General features: G+C 59.9%; 16 protein-coding genes. 6 read left to right on the forward strand and 10 right to left on the reverse strand.

Annotation, left to right across the window (positions count from 1 at the left end; translation table 11 throughout):
- The first annotated feature begins 17 nt into the window (after positions 1–17).
- On the forward strand, positions 18–1,502 hold the full coding sequence (locus tag IYV58_RS06885) for a sugar ABC transporter ATP-binding protein (protein ID WP_004130130.1): 1,485 nt from the start codon (positions 18–20) through the stop codon (positions 1,500–1,502).
- A 19-nt stretch (positions 1,503–1,521) separates the two neighbouring features.
- Positions 1,522–2,544 (forward strand): ABC transporter permease, encoded by a 1,023-nt coding sequence (locus tag IYV58_RS06890; protein ID WP_170873311.1) that lies wholly within the window; start codon positions 1,522–1,524, stop codon positions 2,542–2,544.
- Between the two features lie 44 nt (positions 2,545–2,588).
- Here the strand turns inward: IYV58_RS06890 and IYV58_RS06895 are convergent, their stop codons facing one another.
- From IYV58_RS06895 to IYV58_RS06925, 7 genes are read right to left on the reverse strand one after another with little or no spacing between them, the layout of a single operon-like run.
- A complete protein-coding gene (locus IYV58_RS06895; protein ID WP_139529612.1) occupies positions 2,589–3,830 on the reverse strand; it encodes a Zn-dependent hydrolase in 1,242 nt (413 codons plus the stop codon).
- Positions 3,827–4,309, reverse strand: coding sequence for an L-2-amino-thiazoline-4-carboxylic acid hydrolase (locus tag IYV58_RS06900; RefSeq protein WP_004130135.1), 483 nt, complete (start codon positions 4,307–4,309; stop codon positions 3,827–3,829). Before IYV58_RS06900 ends, IYV58_RS06895 begins: the two co-directional genes overlap by 4 nt.
- Positions 4,310–4,326: 17 nt before the next feature.
- Positions 4,327–5,484, reverse strand: coding sequence for a branched-chain amino acid ABC transporter substrate-binding protein (locus IYV58_RS06905; protein WP_004130137.1), 1,158 nt, complete (start codon positions 5,482–5,484; stop codon positions 4,327–4,329).
- Positions 5,485–5,510: 26 nt separating this feature from the next.
- A complete protein-coding gene (locus IYV58_RS06910) occupies positions 5,511–6,230 on the reverse strand; it encodes an ABC transporter ATP-binding protein (protein ID WP_123828373.1) in 720 nt (239 codons plus the stop codon).
- Positions 6,223–6,990 carry an ABC transporter ATP-binding protein gene (locus IYV58_RS06915; RefSeq protein WP_139529613.1) on the reverse strand — a complete coding sequence of 256 codons (768 nt, stop codon included), beginning with the start codon at positions 6,988–6,990 and terminating at the stop codon, positions 6,223–6,225. Before IYV58_RS06915 ends, IYV58_RS06910 begins: the two co-directional genes overlap by 8 nt.
- Positions 6,987–8,093 carry a branched-chain amino acid ABC transporter permease gene (locus tag IYV58_RS06920; protein WP_195729498.1) on the reverse strand — a complete coding sequence of 369 codons (1,107 nt, stop codon included), beginning with the start codon at positions 8,091–8,093 and terminating at the stop codon, positions 6,987–6,989. Before IYV58_RS06920 ends, IYV58_RS06915 begins: the two co-directional genes overlap by 4 nt.
- 10 nt (positions 8,094–8,103) lie before the next feature.
- Complete coding sequence (locus IYV58_RS06925) at positions 8,104–9,018, reverse strand: branched-chain amino acid ABC transporter permease (protein ID WP_004130142.1); 915 nt, start codon at positions 9,016–9,018, stop codon at positions 8,104–8,106.
- 207 nt (positions 9,019–9,225) lie between these two features.
- On the opposite strand from IYV58_RS06925, the gene IYV58_RS06930 reads away from it, so the two are divergent.
- The 4 genes from IYV58_RS06930 to licT all read left to right on the forward strand — a co-directional run bounded on the left by IYV58_RS06930 (position 9,226) and on the right by licT (position 14,505).
- A complete protein-coding gene (locus IYV58_RS06930) occupies positions 9,226–10,155 on the forward strand; it encodes a LysR substrate-binding domain-containing protein (RefSeq protein ID WP_032742070.1) in 930 nt (309 codons plus the stop codon).
- A 212-nt stretch (positions 10,156–10,367) separates the two neighbouring features.
- A complete protein-coding gene (locus IYV58_RS06935; RefSeq protein ID WP_195729499.1) occupies positions 10,368–12,248 on the forward strand; it encodes a beta-glucoside-specific PTS transporter subunit IIABC in 1,881 nt (626 codons plus the stop codon).
- Entirely contained in the window at positions 12,245–13,669 is a 1,425-nt protein-coding gene (locus IYV58_RS06940) for a glycoside hydrolase family 1 protein (RefSeq protein WP_195729500.1), read from the forward strand. Before IYV58_RS06935 ends, IYV58_RS06940 begins: the two co-directional genes overlap by 4 nt.
- Entirely contained in the window at positions 13,666–14,505 is an 840-nt protein-coding gene (licT, locus tag IYV58_RS06945) for a BglG family transcription antiterminator LicT (protein WP_004130146.1), read from the forward strand. Before IYV58_RS06940 ends, licT begins: the two co-directional genes overlap by 4 nt.
- A gap of 1 nt (position 14,506) precedes the next feature.
- On the opposite strand, the gene IYV58_RS06950 is transcribed toward licT, so the two are convergent.
- From IYV58_RS06950 to IYV58_RS06960, 3 genes are read right to left on the reverse strand one after another with little or no spacing between them, the layout of a single operon-like run.
- Positions 14,507–15,511: a LacI family DNA-binding transcriptional regulator gene (locus IYV58_RS06950; RefSeq protein ID WP_049112201.1), complete on the reverse strand. Its 1,005-nt coding sequence runs from the start codon at positions 15,509–15,511 to the stop codon at positions 14,507–14,509.
- Positions 15,512–15,541: 30 nt separating this feature from the next.
- Positions 15,542–16,942, reverse strand: coding sequence for a sucrose-6-phosphate hydrolase (locus tag IYV58_RS06955; RefSeq protein ID WP_004130148.1), 1,401 nt, complete (start codon positions 16,940–16,942; stop codon positions 15,542–15,544).
- Entirely contained in the window at positions 16,942–18,312 is a 1,371-nt protein-coding gene (locus IYV58_RS06960; protein WP_004130149.1) for a sucrose-specific PTS transporter subunit IIBC, read from the reverse strand. The genes IYV58_RS06955 and IYV58_RS06960 overlap by 1 nt, the downstream gene beginning before the upstream one ends.
- Between the last annotated feature and the right edge of the window lie 123 nt (positions 18,313–18,435).

The following is an 18,435-nucleotide window of genomic DNA, read 5'->3' on the forward strand; positions in this document are numbered from 1 at the left end:
GGGTACGGAGGTGAAGTATGAACGCTTTTGCACTTGAAGCCGAAGGGATCAGCAAATTCTTCCCCGGCGTGAAGGCGCTCGACAACGTCTCATTACGCGTGCGCCCGGGGACGGTGCACGCGCTGATGGGCGAAAACGGCGCCGGAAAATCCACGCTGATGAAATGCCTTATCGGGATCTACCGTCCCGATAAGGGCGCGATCCGCGTTAAAGGGGAGCCGGTCCAGTTTCAGGATACCATGGACGCGCTGCGCTCCGGGATCTCGATGATCCACCAGGAGCTGAACCTGGTGCCGCATATGACGGTGGCGGAAAATATCTGGCTCGGCCGCGAGCCGATGAAATACGGTTTTGTCGATCATCGCCAGCTTGCCCGGCAGACGCAGGATCTGCTGGATAAACTGAATATCCGGCTATCCGCCGACCGGCTGGTGGGAGAGTTAAGTATCGCCTCCCAGCAGATGGTGGAAATTGCCAAAGCGGTTTCGTGGAACGCGGATATTGTGATTATGGATGAGCCGACCTCGGCGTTAACCGAGAGCGAAGTGGCGCATCTGTTTACCATTATTCGCGATTTACGCCAGCAGGGAAAAGCCATTATTTATATCAGCCATAAAATGGATGAGATTTTTGCGATTACCGATGAGATCAGCGTATTTCGCGACGGCACCTGGGTCGGGAGTAAACAGACGACTGAGTTTACCCGCCAGTCGCTGATTACCCAGATGGTCGGCCGGGAGCTCACCCAGCTCTTTCCCAAGTTCAACAACGCCATTGGCGAAGAGGTGCTGACCGTCCGCAACCTGTCGCGCAAGGGGGCCTTTCACGATATCAACTTTAGCGTACGCCGCGGCGAGATCCTCGGCGTGGCGGGGCTGGTGGGGGCCGGGCGCAGCGAAGTGATGGAGAGCCTGTTCGGCATGGAGAAAGCGGATAGCGGCGAAGTGCTGATTGATGGGATGCCGGTCAATATTGATTCACCTTCAACGGCGATTGAGAAAGGGATGGCGCTGCTGACGGAAGACCGGAAAAAGTCCGGGCTGTTTCTCGTGCTGTCGGTGCTGGAGAATATGAGCATCGTTAAAATGCCGGAATATATCGGTAAAACCGGCTTTGTTCAGCACCTCAAAATGGCCGAAGACTGCATGGAGCAGATTCGCCGCCTGAATATTAAAACCCCCACCATGGATCAGATTATTAATAACCTCAGCGGCGGTAATCAGCAGAAGGTACTGATTGCCCGCTGGCTGCTGGCCCAGCCGAAAATACTGATTCTCGATGAGCCGACGCGCGGAATCGACGTCGGGGCGAAAGCGGAAATTTACCATCTGATCAGCGAGCTGGCCAACCGCGGCGTGGCGGTGATTATGGTCTCTTCAGAATTGCCTGAGATTCTCGGGATGAGCGATCGGGTAATGGTCATGCATGAAGGGCGTATTACCGGCATCCTCGATAAAGAGGACGCCGACCAGGAAACCATTTTGTCGTTGGCATCCCATTGAGGCACAGAGAATGAGCAATATGAAAATAACGGCGACCCCGATCACTGAGAAACCCTCTTTCTTTGGGCAATTACGCCACCGGCTGCCGAAAGATACCGGGATATTTATCGTCATGCTGGTGATTGCCCTGACTTTTGAAATTGCCGGCTGGTACGTCCGCGACCAGTCCTTTTTATTAAACACCAACCGTTTGATATTAATTGTTTTACAGGTAGCGATTATCGGTATTATCGCCGTCGGGGTCACCCAGGTCATTATTACCACCGGCATTGACCTCTCCTCCGGCTCGGTGATCGCTCTCGCCGCCGTGGTGGCGGCAAGCCTTGCGCAAACCTCCGATAGCCTGTCGCCGATGTTCCCGTCGCTGGTTAATATGCCGGCGATTATCCCGATTGGCGCCGGCATCGGCGTCGGCCTGCTGTGCGGCTTAACCAACGGCTTTCTGGTGACCCGCACCGGCATCCCGCCGTTTATCGCGACGCTTGGGATGATGGTGTCGGCGCGCGGTCTGGCGCAGTATTACACTCAGGGCAACCCCATCAGCTTCTTATCCGACAGCTTTACCGCCATCGGCCAGGGGGCGATGCCGGTGATTATTTTCTTCGTCGTCGCCGCGGTGTTCCATATCGCCCTGAAGCATACCCGCTACGGTAAATACGTTTACGCTATCGGCGGTAACATGACGTCGGCCAAGGTCTCCGGTATCAACGTGAATAAATACCTGGTGATCGTCTATGCCATCGCCGGGGCGCTCTCCGGCCTCGCGGGCGTGGTGCTGGCGGCGCGCGTCAGCAGCGGGCAGTCGAGCATGGGCATGTCCTACGAGCTGGATGCTATCGCCGCGGCGGTTATCGGCGGCAGCAGCCTGATGGGCGGGGTAGGGCGCATCACCGGGACCTTAATCGGCGCGATGATCCTCGGCCTGATAAAAAGCGGGTTTACCTTTGTCGGCGTCGACGCCTACGTGCAGGATATTATCAAAGGCATCATTATCGTCGCGGCAGTGACTATCGATATGCGCCGCAACCGCAAAAAGCATTGATCGGCAATAGCCCACGGCCTTTACTGCCGTGGGCCATGTCGCGTTTACGCCGCGCCGCAAGCGGGCTCATCCGCGGCAAGACGTAAACTGTTGAGCAGCACGTTCGCCCCTTTCTCCGCCCATTCCGGCAGAATGTTCTCCGCTTCGTTATGGCTAATCCCCTTCTCGCAGGGAATGAAAATCATGCTGGCGGGCGCGACCTTGCTGATATAGCAGGTATCATGCCCGGCGCCGGAAACGATGGTTCGGGCGCTGTAGCCCAACGCTTCCGCCGCCCGCTGGCTGCGCGCCAGGCATCTGGCATCAAAGGCAATGGGCGCGTAATCAAAAATACGCTCGACGTTTGCCGTCACGCCGCGCGCCGCCAGCGCTTCTGCGGCGCGATGCAGCGAGAGCTCCATCGCTTCCAGCGCCGGGGTTTGCGGATGACGAAACTCGACGCTGCACGCCACGCCTCCCGGCACCACGTTGCGCGAGCCCGGTATGACCTGCGCCATGCCGATAGTCGCGCGCCCGTCGGGATGGTGGGCGATACCGATTTGCTCCACCGCCAGCGCCAGCTCGGCGAAGGCGGTCAGCGCGTCGCGGCGGCTGCCCATCGGGGTGGTGCCGGCGTGGGCGGAAAAGCCCTCGAGGGTGATATTGAACCAGCGCTGGCCCATGGCCGCGTGAACAAGGCCGATATTAACGCCTTCTTCTTCCAGAATCGGCCCCTGTTCGATATGTACTTCGTAGCAGGCGTGGAGCGGGAAGGCGGCGGCCGGACATTCCCCGCGATAGCCGATAGCTTCCAGCGCCGCGCCAACGCTGATGCCGTCGCGGTCTACACGGGCGAGGGCGAAATCTTCGCTAAACTGCCCGGCCCATACGCCGGATGCCAGCATCGCCGGGGCAAAGCGCGCGCCCTCTTCGTTGGTCCAGTTCACCAGCACGATATCGCGTTCGGTCTCAATGCCGAGATCGTTCAGCGTGCGCAGCGCCTCCAGACCGGCGAGGACGCCGTAAATGCCGTCATAGCGGCCGCCGAGCGGCTGGGAGTCGACGTGGGAACCGGTCAGCACCGGGGCTAACTGCGAATTTTTACCGGCGCGGCGAATAAACATATTGCCCATGCTGTCGACTTCGCAGGGAAAGCCGGCTTCCCGCGCCCACTGGCGCAGCAGGTCGCGCGCCTGACGATCCTCTTCGCTGAGCGCCAGCCGGGTCACGCCGCCCGCGGGCGTGGCGCCGAGCAGCGCCATCTCGTTGAGCGTCGACCACAGACGTGCGCCGTTGACGGTTATCATGACTTGTCCTTTTGCACGCGATAGCGGAAGTCGCAGCACTTACCGCCCTGCATGATGGTGGTGGTGCGGGTCAGCTCCACGTCCGGCGCATAGCCGACGATAAATTTATCGTCGCGGGCGCAGGAGAGCAGGTGGCCAATCTCGCCGAGGCCCATTTCGTGGTACATCTCGGCGTAGCGGCAGCGGTTCACGTTGTAGTTATACTGCTGGTCGTCGGCGTCCAGCACCGTGACCTCCAGGGCGTTATCTTTCTCCCACAGATACTGCAGCGCGACAAAGCTGCGAATATCCGCGCCGTCAGGCTCCTGGCGGGCAAACGCTTTTCCCGCCTCAATGGCGGCGTTTTCAATGGCTTCGCCGATGACCGCCTGGGCGCGAGCCTTACCTATCTCGCGCACCAGGATGGCGTAAATCGGCTTGATTATTTCTGCTTCAATTTTGCGGCGGGCGAGAATGCCCAGCTCGTTATTATCACTCATCACATTGCCTCACTGCGTTACTTCGTTGTTGCGCCGCCGAGTACGGTTTGCGGCTGCCATTTGCCGTCGACGACTTTATAAACGGTAAAGGTTGGCGATTTCAGGTTGCCCTCTTTATCAAAGGCGATTTGTCCGGTCACGCCAGCGTAATTAATGCCGCGCAGGGCGGGCAGATAGTCGGCGGGATCGACGGAGTCGGCTTTTTCCATCGCCGCGACCAGCACGCGGGTGGCGTCATAGGCGAACGGCGCATGCAGCTCGATATGGGTGTGATAGCGCGACTGATAAGCCTGCTCGAAGGCTTTACCGCCCGGCATCTGCTCAACCGGCAGTCCCGGCTCCAGCGCCACCACGCCGTCGCCCTCTTTTTGCGCCAGCTGGAGGAAGGTCTGGCTAACGAAGCCGCCTGCGCCCATCAGGGTGGCGTTCATGCCCAGTTGTTTGATGCGGCGCGCCAGCGGGGCGGCCTGACTATCGACGCCGCCAAAGAAAATCAGGTCGGCGTTTTTGCTGCGGATCGCGGTCAGCACGGCGCTGAAGTCGACGGTTTTGTCATCGACGTACTGGCGGTCGACGATGTTGATTCCCTGCGCTTCCAGCGACTTAATAAATTCATCCGCCAGCCCCTGGCCGAAGGCGGTACGGTCATCGATAACCGCGATGCGTTTGGCCTTCAGGGTTTGTACCGCGTACTGTCCGGCAAACTGTCCGCCGTCATCGTCGTGGCCCATCACGCGGAAGCTGGTGTCGAAGCCCTGTTTGGTGTAGGCGTGCCCGGTGGCGACCGGCGCGACCTGGGCGATGCCCGCATCATGATAAACTCGCGCAGCGGGAATGCTGGTGCCGGTGTTCCAGTGACCGACGACGCCCGCGACGCCGCTGTCCACCAGACGCTGGGCGACGGCAACGGCGGTGCGTGGGTCGGACTGATCGTCTTCCGACTGCAGCTTGAAGGTTACCGCCTTGCCGCCGATGGTCGGATGCTGCTTGTTGATATCGTCAATCGCCAGCTGCGCGCCGTTTTCCAGATCCTTGCCGATACGCGCGGAAGGGCCGGTGAGCGGGCCTGCCAGGCCGATAATGACGGTTTCGCTGGCCGCGGACCACGCGGCGGATGAGGCAAAACCACTGAGCAGAATAGCGGCGCTGAGCGCACTGATTTTTACTGTTTTCATTGTTTTTCCCTGATGCTGGTTGTTTGTTAAACGGGCATTTCGCCCAAATAAATCTGTGCAATACGGTCATCGGCCAGCAGCGTCTGCGACGGACCGCGCTCGACGATGTTGCCGCTGTCCATCACCCAGGCGCTGTCGGTAGCCTCAAGAGCCAGGCGTGCGTTCTGCTCAATCAGCAGCAGCGCGACGCCGCGCTGGCGCAGGGTGGCGATGACGCGAAAAATGTTCTCGACCATCAGCGGCGCCAGGCCCATCGACGGTTCGTCGAGGATCAGCAGACGCGGCTGGCTGAGCAGGGCGCGGTTAAGCGCCAGCAGCTGCTGTTCGCCGCCGGAGAGCAGCCCCGCCAGCTGATGCTGACGTTCGCCAAGACGCGGAAAGTTTTCGAAAATGGCGCGCATCTCCTGTTTGACCGCCGCCCCGTCGCGACGCAGCCACGCGCCCATTTGCAGGTTTTCCAGCACCGTCATGCGTGCGAAGATTCCACGACCTTCCGGCACCATCACCAGCCCTTCACGCAGCAGGGATTCGGCCCGACGTTTGCGTATCGGCTTGCCGTTAAACAGAATGTCGCCGCTAAAGGGTTCCAGCCCGGTAATGGCGCGGACGGTTGAGCTTTTGCCCGCCCCGTTGGCGCCGATAAGCGTGGCCTGCTCACCCTCTTTCACGCTGAAAGAGACGTCGCGCACCGCCTGGATGCCGCCGTAATGAACGCTAAGCTGGTTGACGGTTAATAAATCAGACATGGGCACTGCCTCCCAGCCAGGCGGCGATCACCGCCGGATCGCGGCGTACGCTATCCGGCGTGCCGCTGGTTAACGTTTTGCCATAATCCAGCACCATCAGGCGATCGCAGATCCCCATTACAAGCTTGACGTCATGCTCAATCATCAACAGCGTTTTGCCGTCGTCGCGAATGCGCAGCAGCAGTTCGCCAAGGGCTATCTTCTCGGCGGCGTTCATCCCGGCTGCCGGTTCATCCAGCGCCAGCAGGCGCGGTTCGGTGGCCAGCGCGCGGGCAATCTCCAGCCGCCGCTGGTGGCCGTAGGCGAGGTCGCAGGCGCGATAGTGGGCGAACTGCGCGATGCCGGTATAGTCCAGCAGGTGCCAGGCCAGCTCGCGGGTTTGCGTCTCCTCGGCCCGGGCCCGTTTATGACGGGAGAGCGCGGCCCACAGGCCGTTGCGGGTGCGGACGTGGCGGCCCACCATAACGTTCTCCAGTACCGACATGTTGTTAAACAGCCGCACGTTCTGGAAGGTGCGGGCGATGCCCGCGGCGGTCACTTTCTCAATATTGTTCGGAAAATAGGCTTCCCCGCCGATAGCGAACTCGCCGCTGTCCGCCGGGTAAAGCCCGGTAATCAGGTTAAAGCAGGTGGTTTTCCCTGCGCCGTTGGGGCCGATCAGGCCGTAGATTTCACCCTGATTAATGCTCAGCGATACGTTGTCGACCGCCGTCAGACCACCGAAACGCTTCGTCATATGGCGTACGCTTAACAGGTTCATGCTTTCGCTCCTTGATGTCGCGCGGGCCAGATGCCCTGAGGGCGCAGCAGCATGACCAGCACCAGCGCCATGCCGTAGAACAGCTGGCGCAATACTTCCGGGTCAATCAGCACTTCGCCAAACAGCGCCTGCTGTACCGGCGCCGCCTGGCTGCGCAGCAGCTCCGGCAGCGCGGTCAGCAGCACCGCGCCGAGGATCACGCCGGGGATATGCCCCATGCCGCCCAGCACTACCATCGCCAGGACCGCAATCGACTCCTGCAGGGTAAAGGATTCCGGCGAAACAAAGCCCTGAAATGCGCCGAACAGCGCGCCCGCTACGCCGCCGAATGAGGCGCCGATAGCGAAAGCCAGCAATTTGTAGTTACGCAGGTTAATGCCCATCGCGCGGGCGACGTCTTCATCCTCGCGGATCGCGTGCCAGGCCCGGCCGATGCGCGAATGCTGCAGCCGCAGGCAGACGAAAATAATTGCCACAATCACCAGCATCAGCAGGTAGTACCACAGCCACAGCGCCGGGACTTTAAAGCCAAACCAGTGATAAACGCCGCTAAACTTGAGGCCGAACAGATTCAGCGAATCGACCCCGGAAATGCCTTTTGCGCCGTTGGTGATGTTGACCGGACGGTCGAGGTTGCGCATCAGGATGCGGATAATCTCGCCGAACCCGAGGGTGACGATGGCCAGATAGTCGCCGCGCAGCTTCAGCGTCGGCGCGCCCAGCACGATACCGCAGCCTGCCGCCACCAGCGCGGCCAGCGGAATAATCACCAGCCAGTAGATGTGCAGGCCGTCCGGAAACCAACTATTCAACATCGGGAAGACGTCCAGCAGATGCGGTGAGGCCAGCAGTGCCGCCAGATACGCGCCCACGGCATAAAAGGCGATAAAGCCCATATCCAGCAGGCCGGTATAGCCGACCACAATATTTAGCCCCAGCGCCAGCATAACGTAGAGCAGGGCGAAGTCGATGACTCGCACCCAGTAATTACCGCCGAGCTGGCTGGCGACCATCGGCGCCACCAGCAGCGCGCAGACGAACAGGGTCATCCCGGACCAGAAGCGGCGGGAGACGGCAGGCGTATCGAGTTGTGCCATTGTCATGATTTTTCTCCTAAGCCCGGTGCGCGACGCGTTCGCCGAGCAAACCGGCCGGGCGGAAGACCAGCACCAGGATCAGCACCATAAAGGCGAAAATATCCTGGTAGTTGCTGCCGAAGACGCCGTGGGTCAGGTCGCCGAGATAGCCCGCCCCAAGGGATTCGATAAGGCCCAGCAGCAGGCCGCCGATCATCGCGCCGCGAATATTGCCGATGCCGCCGAGTACCGCGGCGGTAAAGGCTTTAATGCCGGGTAGAAAGCCCATGGAGAAACCAGCGCTGCCGTAGTTGCTGGCCATCATCACGCCAGCCAGCGCGGCGAATACGCCGCCGATGGCGAAAGTGAGGGCGATAATCGCGTTAGGGTTAACGCCCATTAGCGTAGCGATGCGTGGATTTTCCGCTACCGCGCGCATACCGCGGCCTAAGCGGGTGTATTCCACCAGCAGCCACAGGCCAAGCATCACCGTGAGGGCCAGCGCGACGGTGACGATACCGGTGACGGTAACGAGAGCCGGAGGATGCGCTGCGCTGCCGTGGGTCACGGCGATCGGGTCCATCGGCAGGATCTGCGGGAACATCAGCGGATTGCGCGACCAGACGATCATCGCTACGGTTTGCAGCAGCACCGAGACGCCGATCCCGGAGATCAGCGGCGCCAGGCGCGGGGCGTTGCGCAGGCGGCGGTAGGCAAAGCGTTCGACCGCCATCGCCAGCAGGGCGCAGACCGTCATGGCCAGCAGCAGCGCCAGCCCGAGCTGCGCCAGCGGCGGCAGAGTGGGGAAATGCGCGTTCAGGGCGTGCATCCCGGAAAGGGTGGTCAACGCGCCGACCATCAGAATGTCGCCGTGGGCAAAGTTAATAATGCGCAAGATGCCGTACACCATGGTATAGCCGAGCGCGATCAGGGCGTAGATGCTACCGAGCATGACCCCGTTGATGATTTGTTGTATGAGTGTGTCCAACTGATTGTTCCGACAAGATGCTCAAATAATCGCTACCATCCAACAAATGAATTAAATTGTAAAATACGCATATATTCTTTCTTATTATAAATATGTTGTTAGATATCTTTATGATTTCTAACATAATTTAATAGTTCATCGGATAGCGAAATGCGCTAAGAAAATCAACATATGAAAAAAACAGAACAATCAGCGGGGCCGGTTAGCTGGTCGGAGAGTACGTTGGCCAACGATCCGCCGCTGCGGGCAGTGCGCGCCTTCGAGGCGATCGCACGCCTCGGCAGCGTGACCCTGGCGGCGCAGGAGCTGGCGATATCGCCCTCGGCGGTTAGCCATCAGCTCAAGGTGCTGGAGGGCTATTTGCAGATCCCGCTCACCGAACGGCAGGGGCGACGGCTGACTCTCAGCCAGCAGGGGCGGGAGTATTACCGCTCGATCCGCGCGGCGTTTAACGTACTGCGTCAGGCCACCGAGCATCTCGTCGAGCAGGTGCAAACCCAGCAGGTGACGATCAGCCTGATCCCGCTGTTTGGCATGGGCTGGTTTATTCCCCGCCTGCCGTCGTTCGTGCACGCGAACCCGCATACCGAAATCAACGTGGTTTACGCTAACCACCGCAACTATCTTAGCGACGCTTCCGATATGTCGATCCGCTTTGGCAACGGTCACTGGGTGGGCTATCAAAGTGAAAAGCTGATCTCCGGCAGAATGGTGCCGGTATGCAGTCAGGCTTTTCTCCGCCTCCATGGGCATATTGATACCCCGGAACAGCTGTTGCAGATGCCGCTGCTGCACGACGAGGAGCGCACGACCTGGAATCAGTGGTTTGTGCAGCAGGGAGTGAAGCGCCCGCCGCGCTCGACCGGGCCGCTGTTTGAGGACGGCCTGCTAACCCTGGCGGGCGTACAGGCCGGGCTGGGCTGTGCGCTCATGCGCGAGCCGCTGATCGCTCCCTATCTGAAGAGCGGCGAGCTGGTGAAAATCTTTGATGCGGCAATTGATGATGGCCGGGATTATTATCTCTGCGTACGTCAGGATAGCGAGATGACCCCCAACGGTAAACTATTGCAGAGTTGGCTACGCCAGCAGGCCCTCGGTTGATATTTAGTTAAGAATTTACTTAAGCCAGCTCACACTTTTGTTCGGTCGCCATTGTCATTACGCAGGGGCGCTTAGATAATCCGCCGAAATAACCCATTTTTATGATGGCGTGCTACTGCGAAAGCAGGCAAGACCAAAATAGAAATGCTCTCCCGCCAAGGGGAGCGTCTCTGTTTTGGTCTTTTTTTTTTGCCCCAACACCAGGGAACACTATGAACTATAACGAAACAGCAGACAAAATCCTCCACGCGGTGGGCGGTGCGGAAAATATCCGCATGCTCACCCATTGCGCGACCCGGCTGCGCATGGAGTTCAACGACCGCGCAAAGGTAAACGATGCGCAGATTGGCACCCTCCCCGGCGTAATCAGCGTGGTGGAGAAGGGCGGCCAGTTCCAGATTGTGATCGGCAACGAGGTGCAGCAGGTTTATCGGCGGCTCAATAAGGCGCTGCCGGAGAAAAAAGGCCCGGCAGGCGGCGATAAAAATGCGAAGCCGGCCGGCATCGTCGCACGGATTATCAGCGTTATTTCGACCACCTTTACCCCGGTGATCCCGGCGATTACCGGCGCGGGGATGATTAAAGCGCTGTTGGCTATTCTCAAGCTCACGGGGGTGATTAGCGAAACCAGCTCGACGTATCAGCTGCTGAATATTATTGCTGATGCGGCCTTCTTCTTCCTGCCGGTGCTGCTGGCCTACGGGGCGTCGCTGAAGTTTGAATGCAACCCCATTCTGGCGATGACCCTCGCGGGCGTGCTGCTGCATCCGGGCATTGGCCAGATGCTGGCGGCCGGTAAAGCGGTCGATTTTGTTGGCATCAACGTCCTGCTGTCCGATTACGCCGGTTCGGTGCTGCCGATTATTCTGACCGTGTGGCTGATGTCGTGGGTGGAGCTCTTTGCCGAAAAAGTGTCGCCATCGATTATCAAGTTTTTCGTTAAGCCGATGCTGATCCTGCTGATTACCGCGCCGCTGGCGCTGGTGGTGGTCGGCCCGGCGGGCATTTTGCTTAACGATCTGGTCGCCGCCGGAGCGGGCGCTATCGACCGCCACGCCAGCTGGTTGATCCCGATGCTGATGGGCACCCTGCAGCCCTTCCTGATCATTACTGGTACCGCCTGGGCGATGACGCCGATCGCCACCGGCCAGCTGAGTAAAAGCGGTTACGAGATGATTAACGGACCGGGGATGCTGGCGTCCAACGTGGCGATGGGGGCGGCGACGCTGTGCGTGGCGCTGAAAACCAAAAATAGCAACCTGCGCCAGCTGGCCTCTTCATCGGGCTTTACCGCGCTGCTGGGGATCACCGAACCGGCGCTGTACGGGGTGCTGCTCAAGTTCCGCCGCGTGCTGATTGCCGCGATGATCGGCGGCGGCTGCGCCGGGGTCTACGCCGGGGTGAGCGGGCTGGTGCGTTACGCGTTTGTCTCGCCAGGCCTCGCGGCGCTGCCGGCGTTTATCGGCGAAAACCCGATGAACATCGTCCATGCGCTGGTGACCTGCGCGATCTCCATCGTGGTGACCTTTACCCTGACCTGGTTTATCGCCTTTAAAGATACGCCTGAGGATCAAGAAGAGGTCAGCGAGGCGCCGCAGCCTGCGGTGAGCCCGAAAAGCGAAGGGGGGACGGAAGTATTCAGCCCGCTGCGCGGCCAGGTGGTGGCGCTCAGCGAAGTGAACGATGACGTCTTTTCCGGCGGTCTGCTGGGCGAGGGGCTGGCGATTCGTCCCGAGGAAGGGGTACTGCGCGCGCCGTTTAGCGGCACGGTGATGATGTTCCTGCCCTCCTGCCACGCCGTTGGCCTGCAGAGCGACAGCGGTCTTGAGCTGCTGATCCATATCGGTATCGACACCGTTAATCTTAACGGCCAGCACTTTAGCTCTACGCTGAAGGTGGGCGATAAGGTGGAAGCCGGACAGGCGCTGATCCGCTTTGATATTCCCGCCATCGAGCAGGCCGGGTATGACCTGATTACGCCGGTGATTGTGGTCAACGGTGACGAGCAGCACTCGCTGCGCCTGACCGCCGCCGCACAGGTCGATTACGGCGAGCAATTGATGGTGCAATCCGCTAAGGAGGCGCAGGCATGATTTATCAAAAGAAAGCGCAGTTCCCGGACGGTTTTCTGTGGGGCGCGTCCACCTCGGCCTATCAGGTCGAGGGCGCGTGGAATGAAGAGGGTAAAGGCCCCTCGGTGGTCGATATGCTCAGCCATCCGTCGGGAACGGCGGACTTCCGTATCGCCAGCGACCACTATCATCGGGTGGAGGAAGACGTCGCGCTGATGGCGCAGATGGGGCTGAAGGCTTACCGCTTTTCGGTGGCCTGGTCGCGGGTGATACCTGACGGCGACGGCGCGGCGAATCCGGCCGGGCTGGCCTTTTATCACCGCCTGATCGACGCCCTAACGCGCCATGGCATCACCCCCATCGTCACGCTGTACCACTTCGACCTGCCATGGGCGCTGGAGCGAAAAGGCGGCTGGCTGAACCGCAAAACCGGGGAGGCGTTCGTGCGCTATGCCCGGCTGCTGTTCAGCGAGTTTGCCGATAAAGTTGCGCTCTGGCTGACCATTAACGAACAGAACACCATGATCCTGCATCCCGGCGCGATTGGCGTGCCCGCCGATCGCGAACTGCCGGACAAGAAAGCCCTGTACCAGCAGAATCACCATATGATGCTGGCCCAGGCGCAGATCTTCGCCCTGTGCCACCGCGAATTCCCCGGGCTGCGCATCGGCCCGGCGATAAACACTACGTCGATGTACGCCGAAAGCTGTAAACCGGAGGACGCCGTCGCCGCGCATAACTGGGAGACGCTGCGCTGTTGGAGCTTTTTGGATGTGGCGGTACATGGCCGCTACAACGCCTTAGCGTGGGCGTATTTACTGGACCGCGGTCTTGCGCCGGAAATGCAGCCAGAAGATGCGTTGATTTTGCAGCAGGGACGGCCGGATTTTATCGCCATTAACTATTACTCCACCGCCACCATTGCCGCCAGCCGGGGTGATGGCGGCGACGTTGCGCCCCGCGCCGGGGACCAGCAAATTATGCTGGGCGAAGAGGGGGTTTATCGTCCGGCGGAAAACCCGTGGGTTGGCAAAACCCCCTACGGCTGGGTGGTTGATCCGGTGGGGCTGCGCCTGACGCTGCGTAAAGTGTGCGAACGCTACGGCCTGCCGATTCTGATTAGCGAAAACGGCATGGGCGCGCCGGATAAGCTGGAGCATGACGGGACGGTAAATGACGACTATCGCATCGCCTTCTTACAGGCGCATATCGAGCAAATGCGTCTGGCGATAGCCGACGGCGTCGAGCTGATGGGCTACTGCCCGTGGGCGGCGATTGACGTGGTCAGCACCCATCAGGGATACGCCAAGCGCTACGGTTTTATTTATGTCGATCGCGGCGAGGATGACCTGAAGAGCCTGCAAAGGATCCGCAAACGCAGCTTCTGGTGGTATAAGGATGTCATCGCGCAAAACGGCAACCACGACGAGTCGCAGAGATGATTGTTCAGAAGGTGCTCAATAATAGCCTGGTGCTCTCTATGGATGACGATAGCAGGGAGGTTATCGTCATGGGGAAAGGCATTGGCTTCAACAGCAGACCCGGGGATGAGATCGCCCCGGAGAAGATTGAGAAGCTGTTCGTGACTCAGGCGCTCGGCGCCCGCAGCGGCTATCTTGAAGCGCTCTCCGCCATTCCGGACGAGGTGATCGAAATGGCGGCGATGATTATTTCCCGCGCCAATATGCAGCTTGCCAGCAAGGTTCGCGAGCAGATTTTCTTTACCCTCGCCGACCACTTGACCTTTGCCATCGAGCGCAGCCGCAAAGGGATCGCCATTCAAAATCGCCTGCTGCCGGAAGTCAGGCGTTTTTATCCGCAGCAGTTCCGCGTCGCCAGCGAGGCGGTGACGATTATTCGCCAGCAGTACGGGATTGAACTGCCGGAGGAGGAAGCCGGGAATATCGCCTTTCATCTGGTAAACGGCCAGAGCGAGGGCGACGACGTGGCGCAGACCATGCAGTCGGTGAAGATGCTGAAGGATATTTTTAATCTCGTGCAGTATCACTTTAAACAGCAGATAGATACCGACTCGATTAACTACTCGCGTTTTCTGGTCCATATGCAGTTTTTCCTCCAGCGTTTACAAGAGGGAGAGCTGGACGGCGCGCGGGACAGTTTTCTGCTGGTGCAGGTGATTAAGGCGTATCCGGAGGCGTACCGCTGCGCGCTGCTGATCCGCGATTACGTCAAAGCCCAGCTCGATATCACCCTCGGCGGCAACGAGCTGCTGTGGCTCACCGTTCATCTGGTGCGGATCGCGGGCCTGGATGCGTGAATCACCGATGCCGAAACTGCAGCGTCGCCGGCAGGTAGCGCTGTAGCGGCTCGGGCGTATTGCCGTCAATCAGTTGGCTGATTAAATCGTAGCAGTGCCAGGCCAGTTGGCGGTTGTCCTGCTGGACGGTATCAATACGCAGCGATAGCGAATCGTAGAGATAGTGATCGTCAAAACTTGCCAGGTGGATGTCTGAATCCAGCAAATGGTGCTGGCTCATATAGCGCAGCACCCCTTCCAGTAGCCCGCAGGCGGCGGTAAACAGCGCCTTTGGCGGCCGACCCAGACGCGCACAGAGGGCGGCGAACATCTCATAGCCGGAGCTGGGATGGTAGTTGCCGTTGATCACCCACTCCGGGCGCAATTCAATACCCGCCTGGTCCAGACCCTGCGTAAACCCGGCCAGACGATCTCGGGAGGGCGACAGACGCGGCTGCCCGCCTAAAAACCAGAACTCATCGCGATGCTGAGGCGCGATGCGGGAAATCAGCTCCGCCGTCGGGGTAATTGAATCGGTCATCACCAGCGGCAGGGCGCTTTCATTAGGGCAGCGGTCAAACAGCACCACCGGCAGCTGTTCGCTGAGCTTCAGGTAGTCGGCATCGCTGTGCATACAGGAGGCGACGATCAGCCCGTCGACCTGGCGGGCAATCATGTTATTGACCACCATGCTCTCCTGACCGGGGTTTTCGTCGGTACAGGAGATCAGCAGCTGGACGCCCGCTTCGCGGCACAGCATCTCCAGCTCATGGGAAAAGACCGCAAAGCCGTAGTTGGTGATCTCCGGCACCACCAGGCCGATGGTGTGGCTGCGGTTATCGCGCAGCGAGCGGGCGTGAATGCTCGGCTGATAGTGCTGCTCGCGGGCAATCGCCAGCACGCGCTCGCGCGTCTCCTGCGCTACGCGCAGCTCTTTGCCACGCCCGTTGAGCACCAGGCTAGCGGTCGCTTTGGAAACGCCCGCCAGTTCGGCGATATCTTTAATGGTTACGCGTTTGGTTTTCATTACGACGCCATGAGCCTGAAAGCAAAACGCTTATTCTATCATGCATGTTCGCAGCGGCCAGTAGCAGAATGCATCCGGCGCGCTGCCGGAGAAAATCAGCTGCGACGGATAATCCGGGAAGCAGCGGCTGCTCATTACGCCTTCGCCGTCGTTAATGAAAATTTCCACGCTCGACCGATCGATGAAAATCCGCAGCGTGCGGACCTCGCCGCGCCAGTAGCGATAGTGCATCTCGTCGCTGGCGAGGCTGCGTCGCGCCAGACGGATACCGCTGGCGTTGCGCTCAAGGGTTAACGCGCCGCCGAAATCAAGGCTTAGCGCGTCGTCGACGGCGGTTTGCAGATTGATTTCCATCGGCGCCAGCGGTAGGGCGTTCCCCGACCAGCCGTGCGCTTCCCCGCGCAGGGCGGTCAGCTCGCGCAGCGGACGCTGGTAGAGCTGACCGTCGATAAACTCCAGCTCGCGCAGGCAGGTCATCTGATGGATCCAGCCATGAGCGAGCGTTGGCTGAAGCATCTCTTCGCCGTCCGGGACGCCCATCCAGCCGACCAGCAGGCGGCGGCCATCGCGGGTGTGCGTAGTTTGCGGGGCATAAAACTCAAATCCGGCGTCCAGCTCGTGCAGCTCGCCGTGTTTGAACGCAGCGCGTTCGTAGTCGACATCGCCGCTCATCCATACCGCCGGATAGGTATTGAGGAAACGCTCTTCTTCACGAGCTATCCCCTGCGGGCAGCAGATCAGAATATGCTGGTCGCCGAGCGGAAACAGATCCGGACACTCCCACATATAGCCCGCGTCGCTCAGGCCGTTAATGCCGTCGCCGGCGATTTCGCCCTCGCTGCGCCACTGATGAAGGTCCGGGGAGCTGAGCAGCAGCACCTTACCGCGCTTTTGCCGATCCTGCGCCCCCAGCACCATGTACCAGCGGTCTTGATGCCGCCAGACTTTCGGGTCGCGGACGTGGCCGGTATAGCCCTCCGGCAGCGGCAGGACCGGACCGAGCTTAGTGAAGGTACCGTCGGCGTTTTCCGTCGCCAGGCACTGCCACGCGGTTCGGCCGCCATCATTGAACTTCACGTTGCCGGTGTAGCACAGGGTGAGCGTACCGTTGTTATCCACCGCGCTGCCGGAGTAGCAGCCGTTGCGGTCGTACTCTTCATCCGGCATCAGCGCAATAGGCTCATGCCGCCAGTGCAGCAGATCCGCTGAACTCCAGTGCGCCCAGCATTTGAACTTATGATCGCAGGCGAGCGGGTTCCACTGGTAGAACAGGTGATAGCGCCCGGCAAACTCGACAAACCCGTTGGGGTCGTTCATCAGCCCTGTGACTGGCGCATGGTGCCAGCGGGGATAGTGGCTATCGGCCAGCGCGCGCGGCTGGCCCTGCATAACGGCCTGCAAAATCGCAGGCAGACGTGATGGAAGTGACATTATTCAGCGTCCGTTTTGTATTTCAGCAGCAGAGAGACGACGAAAGCGACGCCAAAGGCGATGACCATGCCGATAATGTAGTTCAGCAGCGAGCTGGCCTGCACGATGGCCATGCCGGGAATCGCCGTCAGGCCGACTGCGCTCATATAGACGTGCACGGACACGACCCACGCGCCGCCCGCCGCGCCGCCGATCAGCGCCGCGATAAACGGCTTCATGAAACGTAAGTTGATACCAAAAATCGCCGCCTCGGTGATGCCCAGCATAGCGGAAAACGCCGAGGGCAGCGCAATGGCTTTGATTTTGACGTCTTTGGTTTTAAACCATACCGCCAGGCAGGCGCCGCCCTGGGCGACGTTGGCCATAGACCAGATCGGCAGCAGGAAGTTGACCCCGATGGACGGGTTGCCCAGCAGGCCGGCTTCGATGGCGTGGAAGCTGTGGTGAATACCGGTAATGACGATAACCGAATAGAGACCGCCAAACAGCAGTCCGGCCAGCCAGCCGGCATGGCTAATCAGGGTACTCAGGACAAACGAGATGCCGTCGCCGAGCGCGCGACCGGCCGGGCCGATAATCAGTAGGGCGATAAAACCGGAAATAATCACCGTCAGGAATGGCGTCAGGATCAGGTCCAGCGCATCGGGGATCGCGCGACGCAGCTGCTTCTCAACGATACTCATAAACCATACCGCCAGCAGCACCGGGAACACCGTCCCCTGATAGCCGATCATGGCGATCTCGAGGCCGAAGAAGTTCATGGTATGGAAACCGGCGGCCACGCCCCAGGCGTTAGTCAGCGCCGGGTGGGTCAGAATGCCGCCGAGCGTCGCGCCGAGGTAGGGATTACCGCCGAATTCGCGGGCCGCGGTAAAGCCAATCAGGATCGGCAGAATGATAAACGCCGCCGAGCTGCACATATCCAGCATGATGTAGAGGGCGTTGCTCGGGTCAACCCAGCCGTAGGTTTTGACCATTCCCAGCAGGCCCATCAGCAGGCCGGAGGCGACGATTGCCGGGATAATCGGCACGAAGATGTTCGACAGCAGGCGCGCGATACGCTGGAAAGGATTAAGCTTTTTCGCCGCGATGTCGGCGGCTTCCGACTTGCTCGATTCGCTAATTCCTGCCGCCTGAATAAAGGCGGCGTAGACTTTGTTCACCACCCCGGTGCCGAAAATAATCTGCATCTGCCCGGCGTTACGGAAACAGCCCTTAACCCCTTCAATTTTGCCGATGGCCTGCTGGTCGGCCAGCGAATCATCGACCAGCACCAGCCGCAGACGCGTGGCGCAGTGCGCGGCGCTGGCGATATTTTCCTTGCCTCCCAGAAGCGGAAGCAGCGAGCGGGAAATCTGTTCAAAATCCATAGTACCCTCTGAATGCGTAAAAATTTTCGTGTTGTCGTCCCGTGTTCACGGGGGCGCAGTTTCTGCGTCGTTATCCTGTCCGGGGCGACAACGCGCGCGTAGCCGCCCCGGATGTTCCTGTCG

The organism is Klebsiella sp. BDA134-6, assembly GCF_015601345.1.
Taxonomy (GTDB): Bacteria; Pseudomonadota; Gammaproteobacteria; order Enterobacterales; family Enterobacteriaceae; genus Klebsiella; species Klebsiella grimontii.